The sequence below is a fragment of the Peribacillus sp. FSL K6-5616 genome (assembly GCF_038008245.1).
Lineage (GTDB): Bacteria > Bacillota > Bacilli > Bacillales > DSM-1321 > Peribacillus > Peribacillus frigoritolerans.
Window position 1 is genome coordinate 2,100,147 of sequence record NZ_JBBOYT010000001.1, and the last position, 18,591, is coordinate 2,118,737.

Genomic DNA, 18,591 nt, shown 5'->3' on the forward strand with positions numbered 1-18,591 from the left:
ACTAACACCTTCTTTTCATTCTCAAAATGTTCAATTCTACTCTCCTAATCGGAAATATTCCTTATACCATTCTATTGTTCTTTTTAAACCTGCATCAAAATTAAAGATTGGTTTCCAGCCTAATAGCTCTTCTGCTTTTTGGGCAGACAGAAATTGCTGTTTTGATTCGTTGTTTGCTAATTTTAGAATGATTGGATGTAAATCACTATTCATAACAGTCAATATTTTAGTTACGACATCCAATACACTTAACGGTTTTTCATTACTGAAGTTAAACGCTTCTCCCGAAATCTCCAATTCCTCCATTTTTTCTGCCAATAGCATCATGGCATATACGGCATCTTCAACATGGAAATAGTCGCGAACAAAAGTGCCATCACTCCTTATTACGGGGGATTCATGATGAATAATAGAGCGGATGGTTTGAGGTATGATCCGATTAAAGTTTAAATCTCCACCCCCGTATACATTTCCGAATCTTGTGATACATACAGGCAGTTTGTAAGTATAAAAATAGGTATGGGCTATTAGGTCAGCACAGCTTTTTGAAACATCATATGGTTGTCTCCCTTGTAGGGGGAAGGTTTCATCAAGTGGGACTCGTGTATGATGACCATATGATTTTTCACTTGATGTAATGATTATTCTTTTTACCGGATGATGCCGGCAAGCTTCTAATAGGTTCCATGTACCACGTATATTGGTTTCAAAAGTATGAACTGGATTCTGGTTCGCTGTCCCCACGATGGATTGTGCAGCCAGATGAAAAACAGTATCTATTTCATATTTCTCCAGTGCCTCTTGGATCATTGGGAGATCCGCTAATGTTCCGTGAACATAGTTGATGTTTGAACATAGGTCCTCGTGAAAAGAAGAGGAGTTCAAACCTTTCCCTCGAATAAGTCCTGTTACATTTACACCTGATTTTGTCAATTCATTTACTAAATACCTTCCCAGAAAGCCTGTACATCCTGTAACTAAAACGTTTCGATCCTTCCAAAATGGATTCATACTATTCATTCACATTCTTTGCCTTCCATCTTAATTCGTTACTTCGCCCAAAAATTCATACCTTGCTTCCACATTTCATTTAGTTCTAACACGTTTTTATAGGTATCCGCTCCCATCCAGAATCCTTCATGAAGATACACTGCCAATTGACGATCTAGTGTCAGATTTTTCAAGGGTTGTTCTTCAAAAATGCAATTGGGATGATCGGTTAAGTATTCGAATACTTTAGGTTCTAATACAAAAAACCCTCCGTTAATAACCCCTTCGCTCCGTGATTTCTCAGCAAATGATTCTGCTATTCCTTTATTAACAGTTAAAATACCATATTGACTAATTTTATTTACTCCTGTTACGGTCGCAATTGCCCCATTGCCTTTATGGAATTTCAATAATTCCAATAAATTTATATTGGCCAATCCATCAGCATAGGTAAGCATAAAGGTATCGTTTCCTATATATTCTTCTGCTCTTTTTATTCTGCCTCCCGTCATGGTCTCTAAGCCGGTATCAAGAAAGGTGATTTTCCATTTTTCTGGATGTTGCAGCAATTGAATGTTTCCGGTAGAAGTATCTAATGTAAAATTATGATTTTTCCAATCATAATTCATAAAGTATTCCTTTATCTGATCTCCTTTATATCCAAGCAATAAAATAAAATCATCAAAACCATAATTTTTATATAGTTTCATGATATGCCACAGCAAAGGCTTGCCTCCTACTTGGGCTAATGGTTTGGGTACATCATTTGTCAACTCACTCATCCTTGTACCCTTTCCTCCACATAGGATTACTACTTTCATGTATTTCCCCCCCGTTGTCATTACATTTTCCTTCATCTTATTCGGTCATGTAATCCTTGTTAACGGCTTATCCCTATTTATAGCAATAATATTTTAATTTGGGTCGGTAGACGCAAACTATTACTGACACAGACTTGAAAGGCCCGTTCGAAGAATTATACGATGCTTTTGCGATTAGTCCTGACGGTATTACGGAAACGATTCTGTTTGCTTTAAATCAAACTGAAGATGTTACCGTTAATGAGTTTATTGTAAGACCATCTCGACAACAGCCGTAATCTATAAGAGTTACTAGAGGTAGAAAAGCATTTTTGAAAATCCATGTCTTAGAAGGAATGATACTTCCAAGCCCTCCCTATTAAAATAAGACCTATTTATGACGGCAACTTTATTTCCGGAGTTGTTGCTGTTTTTTTAGGGGTCTCAAGAGAGAGTTAACTCAATGCTTGCTAATAGAGATACATTACGATTCCATTGCCGTTTTTGCCCATGTCGAGAGGAAGCTTTTTATGTATTTGGAAAAGGGAAAAAGAACGGTTGCTACTCTATTTCCATTTCCCCTCTCCTCTCTTTATATGATCAACAAGTGAATCGTTATATCCGTTTATTGTTGCTAAATAACGAATTTTGAATGGCTCAAGGTATGTGTAAAATCCGTAAGATACAAAAAAAGCAATTCACATGTAGTGTAATTGCTTTTTTAAAGAAGTGTATGGATATAACTCATGCTAATTAAGCTTTCGTTAATGTTCGAGCTATCCCCTTACAGGGTAGACTATTGATTTTCATCGGCAAGTAAAAATCAACTACAGCAGATTTTCCCAGGTTTACAATGACATCACTTGTTTTTTACGATGGATAGTATCGTAATGGTGCTTATAATGCAGAGTGTGCCGAGCCACTCGGCAAAACCGAATGTTACATTCAACCAGAAAATAGATATTAAGGTTGCGGATAATGGCTCAACAGAAGCCAATAAACTTACCTCTGAAGCAGAGATGAATTTTGTACTTTCCAAATAAAAATAAAAAGCAATGATCGTACCGAAAATGATGATGAATAAAACCGCTGAAAATGAAGATAACGTCCATTTGCCTTCAAATGCCCATGGGGGGTGGATCACGCTAAAGCATATGCCTCCAATCAACATGCCCCAACCCACAACAATCATTGAACCCCATCTTGAAAGGAGTTTATAAGGCTGCAATGTATAGAATGCCAAGGCAAAGGCTGATGTTACCCCCCAAAATACTGCCCACCCGGAAATGGAGAGTGTACGTATGCTTCCTCCCGTCACAAGCAAAAAAGTGCCTAAAATCGCTATGATCACAGCTACGCTCACGGTAATGCTTGGAAAACGTCTGGAACGAATGGCTAAATAACAAGTGATAAGTGCCGGGGCCAAGTATTGAAGGACAGTGGCAGTGGCTGCATTGCCATGTTCAATAGCTGCAAAATATGTGTATTGAACAGCGAGCATTCCGAGAATGGCAAAAAGGATAATTTGAAGCGCATCATTTTTAGTTTTCCAAATCTCAAAAACTTTCAGTCTTTCATTCTTATAAGCGATCCCCAATAAGATGATTCCAGAGAGCAACAAGCGTACAACAGTGAGCCACTCAGGACTGAAACCTTGCTGCTGAAATAGATATTGAGCTGCCGTTCCTGACACTCCCCATAACGCAGCACCAGTCAGCACCAGTGCAATCCCTTTATTTCTTGAAGGTGATATAGCAACTAAAGTATCATTATTCATTTTTTTCTTCCCCACTTTTTACACGTTCCGTATGGGCTTGAATTCTAAAGTAACTTTCTTTCCAATTCTTTTCTATCACCTTAAGCACCATAGCGAGATTTCCAACCCTAATTGCCTGTATGATCTGATCATGCTCATCAAAGGAAAAGTGAACATCACTTACCTGATTGAAATAAAACAGTTCCATTCGTGTAAGTTTTTGTTTGAGTCCCGATAGAATCCGCTTCAACTCATCATTTGTAGAAAGATTGATGTAAATGGAATGAAAGTCATTATCCTTCTGGACGGCCACTATTTGATTTCCCCCGTCGATTGCATTTTTCACTTCATGATTGATGGCTTCCATCTCCATTAAGTGTCTTTCTTCAATGAAATCAAAAGCCTGTTCCATAGCCAGCTTTTCCAGTGTCCAAACAATGGAATATATGTTTAATACCCCTTCGAATCGAATAGGGGAAACAATAGTTGAACGGCTCGGCTTGGTCTCGACAAATCCCTCATCCTCAAGCCTTAAAAGTGCTTCTCTAATAGGGGTTCTGCTTACTCCCAATTGTTCGGCTAATTCTTTGTCGCGTAATTGTTGGCCTGGTGTCAGGATTCCCTGGACTATCCAATCCCGCAATATCATGTATGCTTCTTCACGTACAGACGTACGTTTAATTTTTTGTGAAGAATTTGAATGCTTCAACGGTATTCCTCCTTAAAATACAGATATATATAATATGCAATATATCACATATCGCATACCGTTGGAAGAAATTATAGAAAATTTAAATCTGGGCCCTTTAATAAAACATCAAGCATCTTTTCACATAATAAAAGGGAATCCTTCCATAGTAAAAACACTTCTTTACGATGATGAAAGTAATCCTTCTACCATGAGTCCTCGTGCTTTAGATTTACAACGATTCACTGATTAAAAATAAAGTTCTATTTTTATGTATACCATTGTATGTATTTTAAAATTCTTAGTACACTAGATTGAGACTAACGGCATGTGTAGTTTATTGCTTTCGGAATTAACAAATATTGAATATTTTTCGTGAATGAACTGGATACTTCTTCACTTTACTGATTATTTTCAAGTGAAATTTGTGTTTCTAAAAAAATGTCTTGAAAATATCTTGGTGCTTACCGCATTCATTACATGAATATTCTATTTCCAATGCATCTTCAGTTACTGTATGAACTGTCTCTTTTTTACAAGTTTCACAAAATCTCTTTTCGGATATTTCTTTCATTTATCATTCACACTCCGTTTTTTCATCATTTTTTGTAGCCTTACTATTATTTTGCGAATATCCAACAGAAAAAATACCTTTTTCCTGAAGGGCCAGAGAAAAAGGTACTAAATTGTTAATTTAACCTTGGATTCCAATACATCAAAGCTGCATGAAACGGATATTCGTATTCGAAAACTCCTTCTTTTTCCACCACATATTTATTTAGGATCGTTTTTACTTCATCATAGGAAAAATGTTCATCAAGAATTTTTGTTGTATTATCTCGGATCACTTCTTCATAGGTGGAATAGATTTTTTTACTTTTCAATTTAACGATCTTACAGTCCGCCAGTATTCCAAGTTGATACAAAACATTCAAGATGTGTATGTAATCCCGTCTTCTTAAATTAATCGTATATCCTCGTTGCTTCAATTCCATATAATGAGGTTTTTCTGGTCCGGTTGTCATACCTACTATTGCTAAACGTGCTGCAGAATTATTCATTTTTAATAAGGTATGACCGATTTCACTCATTCGGTAATAACAATTAAAACCAAATACTACATCATATTTGACTTTTTTGTTATCACTTTCCCACTTATCATGAATTAACTCCATGTTTTCGAAACCTTTTTCGTTTGCCTGGGATTCCAAAAAGCTGATAATGCTTTTGGAACTATCTATACAAGTTAGCTTCCTGACTTCTTTTGCAATATCAAATGTATAATTGCCCCATCCAGGGCCGATTTCCAAAACATGATCATCCTGTTTTAATAATGCCAATAACTCTTGCTGCACAATTTTTGCATAAGGGTCCGCTTTATGTTGTTTTTTCGCTGCAACCTTGGAAGCCCAAAAAGCTTCTTCTGCAGCATCATCTTTTAGCCTGTTAGGTATCTTCCCTGTATGATCTGTCATTGCCTGTTTCCAAAGTTCAATATAATCTGTCATCTTGTCTCCCCTGAATTCGTATGTAGTTATCGGTTTTCAAAATAAAGCAAACAGCCAAATACTTCCTCTTTTAAATATATTAGCATACCATAGCTAAAACTTTGTTTTACACATAAGAAAAAGGAGCTAAAACTTTGCTCCTGTATCCATATTGCGTATTTTTCTATATACTTTTATCTTTTTGATAAAGCTGACCAAGTATTTTCAAGCCATTTATCAAAGTCTGCTCCTTTTTCACCCTCATATGTATCATATATATCCATTCTCATCTTCTGGAGTTTATCTTTGAATTCGTGATATGTGTGATTTTCAGGTAAACTCTTCTTGATCCTCACTAAGATTTTGGTCAAACCTTTGATCAACTCGCCCTTTTTCCTTGCTGGCAATTGCACATCTTCGCCTAAACTTTTCAATTGACGGTAGGCTGCCTCTTGAACTTTATATACAGAATCATTATTCATGATATGTGTGAGAATGTCGATTACTTGTTTATTTTTTGCTTGACCTAATTCTTCGATTGCATCTAAACGTTCTCTCCAATTAGATTTTCGATTGGCAGATTTTTTTAATTCCTCATAGTTGGCAGGTAACTCGATACCCTTTGTTTCCTTGTTATTCAAATGAATCATTTCTCCTTCTGTCTTAGTGATCCGGATATCAAACATGTAATCCGATATGATAATCCCATTACCAAAATGGCTTATTCCATTCTTTATTATACCCTTTTCCATATTTTAATATAGTTAAATTTATCTGCCGTATCGTCAATCACCCGGGTTCCGGGGACGCGATGCTTTTTTTGTCTTCAATTTACCTGCGCCTATCAACTTCAACTTTAAAAAGGCATAAATCCTGCCTGGATTCATGCCGCTATGGAGGATGCTTTTATTATTGAACATGTACAAATCTAGTCCACGTAATGTTTTTTATTATCTGGATGAATAGAAAATTTTTTCCGTAAATTGACGAGGTTTACACCAAAACTTTCTTCTAAAAGTTCCCTATGTTTCTCCATGATTTCCATGAGATACAAATCATGAATCATGACTTCTGTAATGGGCATCACTAAACCTACATGCATGGTCCATGCTGCACGGCTATCTTTACCAAGAGAGACTATACCTGCGACAACTTCTGAATCATCTCCACTGATAACAAGCCATCGTCCACCATACTCTTCTGTAATTTCATAACCCATATAATGGAGGTAAACATTTGCAAAATCACAGACGATTTCCCCATAGGCAATAATTGTTACATTGACCCCACTATTTGCGGCCTGTCTTAGTTCAGGTTCTAATTCATCGAATTCGTCTTCCCAAATCTCTAAGAGTATTCTTTTTTTAGCAGATAATATACAAGCTTTTACCTTATCGAGTATTTCATTGCGCCCCATGATATTCCAGATATTTTCACGATCATTTGCAGACCGTTCGAACTCCGCTAATGATTTTTCTGCCCGTTCAAAATTCTCTTCCGCTTTCATCCGACGGTTTTTTATTAGCTCCTTTGCAGGAACAGGAGTATACTGTGGTGTGTTTCCAGGACTGACCAGAATATCTCCGCGTATGGCGAGACTATCCAGAATTTCATATATTCTTGAACGTGGTACACCTGAGTTTTTTGCTACTGCATAGCCTGTTAATGGCGATTCTTCCAATAAGGCAAGATATGCTTTCGCTTCATATTCGGTGAAATTCAGATTTTTTAATGTTTCTAAAATGTTTTCTTTCATAAACCCTCCAACACAACCGTAGTTGCTACCTTTGTAACTAATATTTTAGCAAAATCTGTTGACGTTTTCCATTTTCATCTAATATACTTACTAAGTAGTTACTTTAGTAACCACTATAAAAGCGGGAGGGGTAATTAGTATGGACAGCTTACTTACATACATATCAATAGTGGCAATGATGGTCATTATACCGGGGGCAGATACAATGCTCTTAGTGAAAAACACGCTTAGCCATGGTCCGAAAGCGGGACGTTATACCGTTCTTGGGATGGCAACGGGACTTACTTTTTGGACGCTTATAGCCATTCTTGGACTATCTGTTGTCATTGCAAAGTCTGTGATTCTTTTCAGTACAATCAAATATTTGGGAGCCGCCTACTTAATTTACTTAGGGATAAAAAGTTTTTTTGCTAAAAGCGTTTTTTCCTTAAAAGAAATTCAAGCACAAGCAAATACACCTGCGAAGTATTCAAACCGGCACAATAAAGATTCCTTCATGCAAGCATTACTTAATAATATTCTTAATCCCAAGACCGTTTTAGTTTATATAACAATCATGCCGCAATTTATCAATTTGAACGGAAATGTAAACCAGCAATTGATTATATTAGCCTTCATCTTAACCTTGCTCGCTGTACTATGGTTTCTATTTCTTGTTTATCTAATTGATTACGCAAAAAAGTGGATGAACAATTCCAAATTCCAGAAAGCATTCCAAAAATCAACTGGCGTAATTTTAATCGGTTTTGGGATAAAAACAGGAATTTAAATTCATTTACTAACACATTTAATTTGATTCCATCCGTTCAGGTAATTGAACGGTTTTTTTTCATTTACGAACCGGCACCGATATTTTTTCACATATGGCACTGCATTATAAACTGCAAAGATTTTTCCGCCTTCATCATTTAAAACAATAACGTCAGTATTTTCCCATTAGTGCAGGAAATACTGACGAGTAATGTCCTATGAAGTTTGAAGTATTTCTTTTTGTCAATCCAAGCCGCAAGCTTTGGCGAGTATTTCAACAAGGTGCAAACTTTTCATTTGGTTTGCCGCTCCCTCCCTTTGGATGCCAATGCTCATTTGCATTTGGCATCCTGGGTTAACCGTAACAATGGTAGTTGCTTTCGTTTCTTTAAAATTCTTCATTTTCTCATCAAGAATTTTCATGGATTCATCAAAGTGGAGAAGATTGTAAATGCCTCCAGATGCACAGCAGCGGTCAAACCCTTCCATTTCGACATAGGAAACTCCTGGTATGGATTGCAATAATAAACGAGGTTCCTTTTGGACCTTTTGAACATTACGTAAATGACATGAATCTTGATAGGAAACGATGCCTTGCCATTCTTCAGTGAAGGGTAGCGGCCCCAATTGATGAAGAATTTGACTGATATCTTTTGATTTTTCCGAGAAAGCCCTTGCCGCCGCAGCCCATTCTTGATCCTCTGCCAATAGATGTCCATATTCAAGAAGCGAAGCACCGCAGCCTCCTGCGTTATTTACGATTACATCAGCATCTGTTTGCATGAAGGCTTGGATATTCCTCTTTGCCAATGCTTTCGCTTGTTTTGTTTCACCTTGATGGGAATGCAGAGCACCGCAGCAATTCTGATTTTCTGGGATAATGACCTCACACCCTGCTATGGTAAGCAGCTCAATGGAAAGACGGTTTATTCGTGACATCATGGAATCCATGATGCACCCAGTAAAAAATGCCACTTTTAATTTCGTTTCCCCTTTTGCCGGCATAAGCGTACCTGGCCGGATACGTTTGGAGGAAGTCTCGATGTCTGGAAGTGCCTGTTCTAAATGTGCAAGGGCAGGGGAAACCTTCTGCAATACTTTTGATGAACGGATAAGCTTGGATAAGCCTGTTTTTTGATAAAGTTGCACTGCACTTCCAATTCTGTTCATTCGTTTTGGATATGGAAAAAGATGAACCAATGCCAGTTTTTTGATTCTTGTCATTTTGTTTTTTTGGTTTGCTGACGGGGAGTTTTCAATGGCTTCTTTTGCCGCTTCCAGTATATGTCCGTATGGCACACCAACAGGACATGCTGTTTCACAAGCACGACAGCCTAAGCATAAGTCGATTGGTTCAGCTAAATCTTTTTGGAAATCTATTTTTCCTTCGGCTGCCATTTTCACTAGATTGATACGACCGCGTGGAGAGGCGGATTCCACACCCATTGATTCATATGTAGGGCATGCCGGTAAACAGTATCCGCATTTTACGCATTGGTTTGTCCAATCATAGGCATCTGAATATAAATTTTGGACCGCAGCATTTGACTCATTCTGTTTGGCGGGTAGATTCATGTAACCAACACGACCCTTGTCTGTCCCTTATCAGGAAAAATCTTCCCTGGATTCAGGATATTATTGGGATCCCATGCTTCTTTAATTTTTTTCATCATATTCACTCCGGTTATTCCTAATTCCATTTCCATATATGGTGACTTTAAAGTACCGATTCCATGTTCCCCGGAAAGTGTTCCGCCTAATTCGATTGCTGCTTCAAAAATTTCACTGACAGCAAGCTCCACTTTTTTCATTTCCGTAATATTTCTTTTATCGGTAATGATGTTCGGATGTAAATTCCCATCCCCTGCATGACCGAATACAACCAAATTCAACCCGTATTTCTCCCGGATATTGTTTAATCTCTCCATCATTGCCGGTATTTGACTGCGTGGAACGGTCGCGTCTTCAGAAATTTTTGTAGGACCCATTTGTGTAATGGCCGGGGAAACCAATTTACGCGCACTCCAAATCGTTTGTCGTTCCTCCTCTGTCTCCGCTATCTTGACGTAGGAAGCACCCTCTGCCCTGCATATATCGGCGCATTTATTGATTTCTTCCTCAATCGCCAATGGGTGTCCATCTATTTCTATGATCAAAATGGCTTCTGCCTGTAGAGGCAATCCGGAAGGACGGTAGCTTTCAACTGCACGGATGCACGCATTATCCATCAATTCCAGGGCAGAAGGTAGAATTCCTGATGATAAAATGCTGGTAATGGCATGGCCAGAGTCTATCAAATGATTGAAGTGGGCGACAAATGTTTGTTTAGATTGAGGTTTTGGTATTAAGCGGATGATTGCCTCAGTTACGATGCCCAGAGTACCTTCCGATCCCACGATCAATCGGGTCAAATCATACCCAGTTACATTTTTTACGGTCTTTCCGCCGGTCCGAATGATTTCTCCCGTCGGGGTGACCACCTCCAGACCTATCACGTATTCTTTTGTCGTTCCGTATTTCAATCCCTTTGGCCCGCTGGAGTTTTCTAATAGATTCCCGCCTATAGTGGCTACATTGGAACTGCTTGGATCCGGCGGATAGAATAAGCCGGCTTCTTCAGCCTTTTTATGAATATCAGCCGTAATCACACCTGGAGAGACTATGGCAAGCATATTTTCCCGATCAATGATCATTTTATCACGCAAAAGGGTCATATCAAGAACCATCCCCCCTTTAACAGGTAAAGGGCCGCCGCTTAGCGAAGTTCCAGATCCTCTAGGGTAAACAGGTATTTTGTGAGTATTAGCCAATTTAACCACTTCACTGATTTCCTCCGCGTTTTTTGGCTGGATGACGATTTCGGGTAAATATTCCCCAAAAGAAGCGTCGTAGCTATAACAATACCTTTCTGCCAAATCAAGAAACATTCTGTCACCTGGAATTACCTGTCGAAGATCGACCAGGGCTTCTTTCTCCATGCTTCTCACTTCCTTTCTTAATAGAAATTTGGAAAAGGTTTATCCGTATGTAATATAATGGCATTTTAAGATTCTGCTAGATATAATGATGAAAGAAAAGGAGGTTTTTTTTTGAAAATCGCACTGATTCATGCAACCACAACTGCACTAAAACCAATTGAAATTGCCTTTCAGACCGTTGCACCGAACATTGAACTCCTTCATTTCATGGACACGTCTCTTCTCTCCTTGATGGAAAAGAGCGGCAAGTTAACTCCTGAAATCATCCGCCGCTTTTCTGCATTAGTGAATATCGCCTATGATTCTGATGTTTCATGCATCCAACTTACTTGTTCTGCCTTTAATGACATCACTGCAATTTTACAACCTTTATACTCTGTAAAGTTATTTCGTTCAGATGAGGCCATGCTTGATGAAGCTCTTCGCTATACTCGCATTGGCCTGGTTTCTACCGTAAAAGAAACGCCGATCGCCCTTCAAAATTACTTATTAAATAAGAAACCGGACTGTATGATCGAGTCATTGGTCGATCCCGGAATCATCCATTTATTATCACAAGGAAAAAGAAAGGAACATGACGATCGGGTTAAAAAGATGGTGGAACAATTGGATGGAAAGGCAGACGTGATTTTGCTTTCACAATATAGTATGGAACATATCGCAAAGCAGGTTAATCCCTCTGTCCCTGTCCTAACGGCGCCGTTATTGGCTGCGAAAAGGTGTTTGGCCCATTTGAATGGAATGTACACATGAGTTTTCTTCGAAAAAATCATAACTTTGCGAGCATGATCGTTTGTCACATCATATATATCTTTTTTTAACCGTTTGTATGATGCGAACCGCCAAAAACTTTTCCTACACCTTGAATTTTTTCAAGTATGACAATCAGAAGGACTGATATGAAAATAACCACGCTTGACACGGATGCGACGATTGGATTGTAGGCATCCTGCATTTGCGAGAAAATCTCGATCGGCAGCGTTCTCATTTCAGGTGATACCATAAAAAGAGAGACCGTTACATTATCAAATGATGTCAAAAATGCGAATAATCCCCCTGAGATGGCCGCGGATCCAATTAGCGGCAGTGTCACTTTCATGAATACCGTTAGTGGATTGGCTCCAAGTATGGCCGCGGCCCTTTCCAGATTATAATCAAATCCACTTAAACCGGTTAATACGAGCCGCATGACATATGGTATGCATATCACGATATGGGCAATTAAAAATCCTGTGGACGTACCGGCAAGCATCATTGGTGTAAAGTACATTAAGAGTGCAATCCCTAAGACTAATTGCGGCACACTTAATGGAGAAGTTAAAAGGGCCGTAATATACGATTTTCCCGGAATATCATACTTTGCGATGCCAAGGGCACCCAAAGTACCGAATATGACGGAGAAAAGGGCAGCTAATGCTGCGAACTTCGCACTGTTCAAAAATGCTTCCAAAAATTCAGGGCGCTCCAAGATCTTGGCATACCATTGCAGTGAAAAGCCATCAGCCGGAAAACTTGGATAATTGGCACTTGTAAAAGAAGCGGGAATAACGACAATGAGCGGGATCAAGATATAGATAATGGCCAAAACGGCTACTGCAATCCGAAGGCCGCCAAACGTTTTCATCATCGGAATACCTCCTTGAATTTCCCTTTTTCAAACGCTCTGGTAAAGACGGCTACCGATATGACAGTGGTTGCTAATAGAATATAAGAAAGAGCAGATCCGAATGTCCAATGCAGCAGGTTATTAATTTGATCATAGATGACAACAGGCATCACGGGCACGTTGGCTCCCCCCATTAGTGCAGGCGTAACATAAGCACTCATTGACAAACTGAATACGAGAATGCAGCCAGATACGATACCTGGGATGCTTAGCGGCAATGTAATGGAAAAGAACCTTCTGAATGGGCTTGCCCCAAGTATGGCTCCTGCCTTATCAAGAGAAGGATCGATATTATAAAGACTTGCAACGATGGATAAGATCATGAAAGGAAGATATGCATTGGAAAGCCCAATCACAACTCCGATTTCCGAAAACAATAGTTTCAATGGTGCATCTATTATGCCAAGGGCCATCAAGGTTTGATTAATCGTTCCATTAGGCAAGAGCAAAAGGTACCAGCCAAAATTACGGACAACTATACTTACCAAGAGCGGTGACACGATCAAGAGAGTGATATACCCTCTGATCCGCGCTGAACTTTTGGCCATTGTCAAAGCTACTGGATATCCAAGAAATAAAGCAACCAAGACCGAATATAAACTGATCTTCACTGTCAGCCATAATGAAGATAAGTAATAGCTATCGGAAAATAATTGGGTATAGTTTTTTATGCTATAAACTGCCTCCGCTCCTCCAAGATTATCTGTGGATATGAAGCTTAAATATAAAATGTATAACATCGGTATGACAAAGAAACCAAATATGAAAAGCAGAATCGGCGTTAAAAGTAGTAATCCCGGCACCCAGACTTTCCTTTTCTTGCTTTTAGGCTTCTTTTGCGGCTCAATAGGACTCGTTTGCTGTTCTATTTCTTGACTAGCATAACTTCTGATGGGCTCCATCCAATCAACACCTCACTTCCATTTTGCCATGATGAATCGGTAGCGGAAGTCAATACTTGAATACTTTTCCCCTGTAACAGAACATTGATTTCCCATGAGGTACCGAGATAGTTCATTTGGCTGATCTTGGCACGATGGAAATCCAATGGAGATGAAGATTTTTCATCAAGAGAAACAACTTGCAGTTTTTCCGGTCTAATATAAAGCTTTACCTCATCCCCGGTTTTCAGATCACTTTCATTTCCCATGACGTTATTTGTGTCGACATGAGTGATATCAGAACCGATCTTGACTGCAACTTTCCGCTTATCGACAGCAGACACATTCCCTTCAAAACAATTCGATTTCCCGATGAATTGAAAGACGAACTCTGTCTTCGGATGATTGTATATCTCAGTCGGAGTACTGATTTGTTCAATTTTCCCTGCATTCATGACCACGACCCGATCAGACATGGAAAGAGCTTCTTCTTGATCATGAGTCACAAAGATGGTCGTTACGCCAATTTCCTTTTGTAAACGCTTAATCTCGGCCCTGAGTTCATGACGCAGCTTTGCATCAAGGTTTGAAAGCGGTTCGTCAAGCAAAAGGAGCTCCGGTTCAACAACAAGTGCCCTTGAAATCGCTACACGCTGACGCTGACCTCCTGATAATTCCCTTGGATAACGATTCTCCAATCCTGACATTTTCACTAATTCAAGCGCTTTACTAATCTTCTTTTTTTGCTCAGCTTTCCCGACTTTGCGCAGTTTCAAGCCAAAACTGAGATTTTCATAGACTGTCATATGGGGAAAAAGCGAATAAGTTTGAAAAACCATTCCTAAATCACGCTTGTAAGGCGGAACCTTCGTAACATTATTGCCTTTAATATGGACCTCGCCCCGATCCGGATCGAGGAACCCGGCAATAAGGTTTAAGGTTGTGGACTTTCCGCACCCGGAAGGACCAAGAAGAGTGAGTAACTCTCCTTGTTTCACCTCCAAATCAATGCCATTCAGGACAATATTCGCTCCAAATTGTTTAAACGCGCCTTTTATCTCTACATCATTTTTTTTTGAGCCAACCCCCTGAACTGCCTCCAGATGTTGCCTATTAATTTCCACATCTTTTTTTAATACTTCCATGTGATCAACACGCTCCTTTTTATTTGAGTTTTTTCCCTAATTCAGGAGTAACCTCTTTCGCCCATCTGTCTGACACCTCTGCACGGATCTCAGCAAACTTGGCGAAATCAGGTTTGAATGTTTTATCACTTGCTTTAAGCCCGATTGACTCTTCATATTTTTCTGGAATTTTCATGCCTTCCACTGTCGGATAAAATCCTTTTTCCGAAATTAATGCCTGTGCTTCTTCACTGATTACATAGTTGATGAATTCTAGGGCTTCTTTGCTATTTGGCGTATTTTTCACTAGACCAGCGCTGAAAGCTTGAAGCGGCACGCCTTCTTTAGGTACTGCCATCTTAATCGGAATACCTGAAACGGCTAATTCACCTATGGAATAACTTCCCATGACCGTTACGTCAGCAGCTCCTTGTTGGATAGCTGGCATCATTTGCGTTGAGTTTTTATAAAATGTATTGGAATAGGCTGCAAGATCTTTTGCCTTTTCGAGACCTGGTTCCATGTTTTCCGTACTGCCGCCGTTTGAAATCGCCAGACCATTAAGGGTATTGAAACCCCAATCATTCGTAATATCTGAAAATGCCGTTTTACCCTCGTAATCAGGTGAGACAAGATCATTCCATGATTCAATTGATTTTAAGCCTTCCTTTTTAAAGGTTTCCGTATTATAAGCTGGTGCAATGACTAAACCGAATGCTGGAGCGGCCGCATTTTCAACCGGAATGAACCGTGAATCCACCGATTTCATATTGGGAACATTGGACTCATCAATTGGTTCGATCAGTCCCTTCTCCTTAGCGCGTATAACGTCAACCGGTACAAAAAGGGCAACATCTATTTGCGGAGCATTCTTCTGTAATTCCACTTTGGATAGGATTTCACCTGATAAACCGGAAATATAATTAACCGTGATTCCCGTTTCTTCTTTGAATTTTGGGGCAATCACATCTCGGATGGCACTTTCGATGACACCACCATTACCGGCTATCGTTATTTTTTTCTCTCCTTTTTCACCTGTACCCGTTTGAACGGATTCCCCCGGTTTTTGCGGAGTGGGATTACCACAACCCGCAAGAGCGATCAATACTATTATTGATAAAAGACTCATTAGCTTTTTCATAGTCATTACCTCCCGTTTTTCATTGATTTCCAATAATTCCTTGTTCGGTGAAATAATTCACGGCCCCTGGATGAAAATCCAAGGGAACTTGTTTAGTTGCTTCCGTTATTGAAATATCAGAAGCAGCTGGATGTGTATGCTGCAGTTCAGGCAGATGTTCATATAATGTTTTTACAAGATTGTAAGCATGAGGATCAGACATTTCCTTGTAGGTTACCAGGACATTTTTAATTGAAATCGTTTGGACATTTTTTTTCATCCCGCTGTATGTATCTCTGGGAATTTCATTATGGGTATAAACCCCATATTGTTTTTGAAGGCGTTCAATGATGTCTCCCGGTATTGGAATGAAAGTTAGTTCCGTCTGCTTTGATATGAAAGCGATTTCATTATTAGGGATTCCCGAAGAAAAGAAAGCTGCATCAATGGTACCATTTCGTAATGCTTCTGCAGATTGAGAAAAAGAAAGATAGGATAAATTCAATTGATCAGTCGGTAAATCGGATTCTAACAGTATCCGCTCTGCAATAAGCCTTGTACCGCTTCCAGCCGTTCCTACACTAATGCGTTTACCAACTAAATCTTCCAAGGAATCAATATCATTTTGTTTAGTAGAAACAATTTGAACATAATTGGAATATAGTGCCGTTAAAGCTCTTAACTTGGATTTATCCGTTTCAGGCAAATCCAGTACATCCACTGTGGTAAAACCAATTTCTGCCCGATGACGGCTAACCAATTCAGTATTTTCGATGGAAGCATCGGTGACCTGGGTACCTGACACAGCTCCGTTGTATTTTTCATACATATTTGATAATCTTTGTCCTAATGAAAAGTAAACACCTGTCATATCTCCGGTTCCGATGATTAACATCCTATTATTTAAATCCTGTCCTTCAGAAGTTAGTTGCCTCTGGATCAAGGTAGTAGCAGGTTTAGAAATTTCCTGCTGCTCATTCATAAAAGAACATCCTGTCATGAAACAAAATAACAAAGCGACTTTTATAAAGAGTGCTCCATTTTTCATCGTGATCCTCCTTTCTTAATGAATTTAGATGCAAATGCCATGCCAAGTCGATTTTCTGCTTTAAAACGCAAATCCTGCCGATTTCAAGCATGTTATACAAGGATAAACCGGCAATTTTTTCCGGTTTTCCAGAAAAAATTGCCGGTTAACACGATGAACCCTTTATTCTTCTTTTGAAATGAGCTTGATTTTATCACGAAGGCTCCTTTCAGAAATTTTTAGGATTTGGGCTGTTTTTTGCCGATGATTATTACAATATTGAAGAGTGGCCGTTATGACTTTTTCTTCTATCTCTTTCATGGAAATGCCAATGGGAATCCTGAAACTGTTAAAATCGTCGTCCGTGCCATCCGGCTGGAGAATGAACTTCTGTTCTTGAACATATTGCGGCAAGTCGGTTTCTTCCATTTTTTTTGAGTTTGATAGGGCAACAGCATATTCTATAATGTTTCCAAGCTCCCGGACATTCCCAGGGTAATGATAATCCAGTAAAATCCGACGTGCGGTTGCCGAGAACATCTTTTCTTCACGATTCATATCCTTCGCGTGTTTTTTTATAAAATAATCCATAAGGATCGGTAAATCTTCTTTTCTATCTCTTAGTGGCGGCATCGAGATGGGAATGACATTTAGCCTGAAAAACAAATCCTCCCTAAATTCCCCTTCCATCACCATTTGTTCCAGGTTTTTATTGGCTGCACTTATAATACGGACGTCCAATGAGATTTTTGTATTGGATCCCAGAGGCGTCACTTCCCGTTCCTGCAATACCCTTAATAATTTGGCTTGAAGTGGAAGGGGCATTTCACTGATCTCATCCAGAAAAAGGATGCCTCCATTAGCAGCAACGAATTTCCCTTCCTTCCTCTGAGTTGCACCTGAAAATGCTCCCTTCTCATAACCGAACAATTCAGATTCCAGCAGCATCTCAGGAATTGCTGCACAGTTGACGATCTGCATTGGATTGTTTTTCCTTCTTCCCAAAGTATGGATATTTCGGGCTACAAGCTCCTTTCCAGTACCACTTTCACCCGTGATGAGAACACTGGAATCAATATCTTTCACTCTTTCGATCATTGAGAAAATACGCTGCATCGCCTTGCTGTTACCAAGGAAGTTACCAAATCTCTTTTGAATCTCTAATTCTTCATGTAATGTCTCCAATTGATTGGACATCTGTTTGAATTCGGCTGCCCTCATCAACAGCAAAGAAAGTTCTTCAATATTAATTGGCTTTTCAATATAGTAGTAGGCTCCTTTTTTTATGGCCTCAATGGAAGTTTCAATGGATGAATAGGCAGTCATCATGATGACTGTTACGTTAGGTGATATTTGTTTGATTTTCTGGAGGACATCAAGTCCACTTTTATTTCCTATTCTCAAATCAAGTAACACAATATCAAAGTGCTGATTGTCGATTTTCCGTAGACCCTCATCCGGGTCTGTAGTTGTCATGACAACATAAGAATCTTCCAATGCAAAGCTAAGAGCGGTGCAAATAGCAGGTTCATCATCAATCACCAATACTTGCATTTTCATATGACTCC

The 18,591-nt window shown here is 39.2% G+C and carries 17 protein-coding genes; 2 read left to right on the forward strand and 15 right to left on the reverse strand.

The features are described 5' to 3' along the window. Positions 1–36: 36 nt before the first annotated feature. The 7 genes from MHB45_RS10115 to MHB45_RS10145 form a co-directional block, all read right to left on the reverse strand. On the reverse strand, positions 37–1,011 hold the full coding sequence (locus tag MHB45_RS10115; RefSeq protein WP_048684506.1) for a GDP-mannose 4,6-dehydratase: 975 nt from the start codon (positions 1,009–1,011) through the stop codon (positions 37–39). A 38-nt stretch (positions 1,012–1,049) separates the two neighbouring features. Further along, a complete protein-coding gene (locus tag MHB45_RS10120) occupies positions 1,050–1,811 on the reverse strand; it encodes a sugar phosphate nucleotidyltransferase (protein ID WP_048684440.1) in 762 nt (253 codons plus the stop codon). A gap of 838 nt (positions 1,812–2,649) precedes the next feature. Beyond that, positions 2,650–3,567, reverse strand: a complete 918-nt coding sequence (locus tag MHB45_RS10125; RefSeq protein ID WP_048684439.1) for a DMT family transporter — start codon at positions 3,565–3,567, stop codon at positions 2,650–2,652. After that, positions 3,560–4,255, reverse strand: a complete 696-nt coding sequence (locus tag MHB45_RS10130; RefSeq protein WP_081088603.1) for a GntR family transcriptional regulator — start codon at positions 4,253–4,255, stop codon at positions 3,560–3,562. The genes MHB45_RS10125 and MHB45_RS10130 overlap by 8 nt, the downstream gene beginning before the upstream one ends. Positions 4,256–4,923: 668 nt before the next feature. Then, on the reverse strand, positions 4,924–5,742 hold the full coding sequence (locus MHB45_RS10135) for a methyltransferase domain-containing protein (protein WP_072272997.1): 819 nt from the start codon (positions 5,740–5,742) through the stop codon (positions 4,924–4,926). A gap of 173 nt (positions 5,743–5,915) precedes the next feature. Beyond that, the gene (locus MHB45_RS10140) at positions 5,916–6,371 is read right to left on the reverse strand and encodes a HEAT repeat domain-containing protein (RefSeq protein ID WP_063594967.1); all 456 of its coding nucleotides are present in this window, start codon (positions 6,369–6,371) and stop codon (positions 5,916–5,918) included. 278 nt (positions 6,372–6,649) lie between these two features. Further along, the gene (locus MHB45_RS10145; RefSeq protein WP_048684436.1) at positions 6,650–7,477 is read right to left on the reverse strand and encodes a TrmB family transcriptional regulator; all 828 of its coding nucleotides are present in this window, start codon (positions 7,475–7,477) and stop codon (positions 6,650–6,652) included. Between the two features lie 139 nt (positions 7,478–7,616). Here MHB45_RS10145 and MHB45_RS10150 point away from each other — a divergent pair, with 139 nt between their 5' ends. Then, positions 7,617–8,246 carry a homoserine/threonine efflux transporter gene (locus tag MHB45_RS10150; protein ID WP_048684432.1) on the forward strand — a complete coding sequence of 210 codons (630 nt, stop codon included), beginning with the start codon at positions 7,617–7,619 and terminating at the stop codon, positions 8,244–8,246. A 224-nt stretch (positions 8,247–8,470) separates the two neighbouring features. Here MHB45_RS10150 and MHB45_RS10155 read toward each other — a convergent pair whose 3' ends face one another. Together MHB45_RS10155 and MHB45_RS10160 are read right to left on the reverse strand one after the other, a co-directional pair. Further along, positions 8,471–9,802, reverse strand: coding sequence for a (Fe-S)-binding protein (locus MHB45_RS10155; RefSeq protein WP_072272998.1), 1,332 nt, complete (start codon positions 9,800–9,802; stop codon positions 8,471–8,473). Further along, positions 9,799–11,205, reverse strand: coding sequence for an FAD-binding oxidoreductase (locus tag MHB45_RS10160; RefSeq protein WP_072272999.1), 1,407 nt, complete (start codon positions 11,203–11,205; stop codon positions 9,799–9,801). Before MHB45_RS10160 ends, MHB45_RS10155 begins: the two co-directional genes overlap by 4 nt. A gap of 111 nt (positions 11,206–11,316) precedes the next feature. On the opposite strand from MHB45_RS10160, the gene MHB45_RS10165 reads away from it, so the two are divergent. Next, a complete protein-coding gene (locus MHB45_RS10165) occupies positions 11,317–11,958 on the forward strand; it encodes a hypothetical protein (RefSeq protein ID WP_048684426.1) in 642 nt (213 codons plus the stop codon). A gap of 64 nt (positions 11,959–12,022) precedes the next feature. Here MHB45_RS10165 and MHB45_RS10170 read toward each other — a convergent pair whose 3' ends face one another. From MHB45_RS10170 to MHB45_RS10195, 6 genes are all read right to left on the reverse strand, one after another. Continuing rightward, on the reverse strand, positions 12,023–12,829 hold the full coding sequence (locus tag MHB45_RS10170; protein WP_142953144.1) for an ABC transporter permease: 807 nt from the start codon (positions 12,827–12,829) through the stop codon (positions 12,023–12,025). Next, positions 12,829–13,773, reverse strand: coding sequence for an ABC transporter permease (locus MHB45_RS10175; RefSeq protein ID WP_048684420.1), 945 nt, complete (start codon positions 13,771–13,773; stop codon positions 12,829–12,831). The genes MHB45_RS10170 and MHB45_RS10175 overlap by 1 nt, the downstream gene beginning before the upstream one ends. After that, the gene (locus tag MHB45_RS10180; RefSeq protein WP_053087404.1) at positions 13,737–14,897 is read right to left on the reverse strand and encodes an ABC transporter ATP-binding protein; all 1,161 of its coding nucleotides are present in this window, start codon (positions 14,895–14,897) and stop codon (positions 13,737–13,739) included. The genes MHB45_RS10175 and MHB45_RS10180 overlap by 37 nt, the downstream gene beginning before the upstream one ends. Before the next feature lie 19 nt (positions 14,898–14,916). After that, complete coding sequence (locus MHB45_RS10185; RefSeq protein WP_048684418.1) at positions 14,917–16,017, reverse strand: ABC transporter substrate-binding protein; 1,101 nt, start codon at positions 16,015–16,017, stop codon at positions 14,917–14,919. Positions 16,018–16,036: 19 nt separating this feature from the next. Next, a complete protein-coding gene (locus tag MHB45_RS10190; RefSeq protein ID WP_048684415.1) occupies positions 16,037–17,044 on the reverse strand; it encodes a TAXI family TRAP transporter solute-binding subunit in 1,008 nt (335 codons plus the stop codon). A 162-nt stretch (positions 17,045–17,206) separates the two neighbouring features. Beyond that, positions 17,207–18,583 (reverse strand): sigma-54-dependent transcriptional regulator, encoded by a 1,377-nt coding sequence (locus MHB45_RS10195; RefSeq protein ID WP_226990466.1) that lies wholly within the window; start codon positions 18,581–18,583, stop codon positions 17,207–17,209. Between the last annotated feature and the right edge of the window lie 8 nt (positions 18,584–18,591).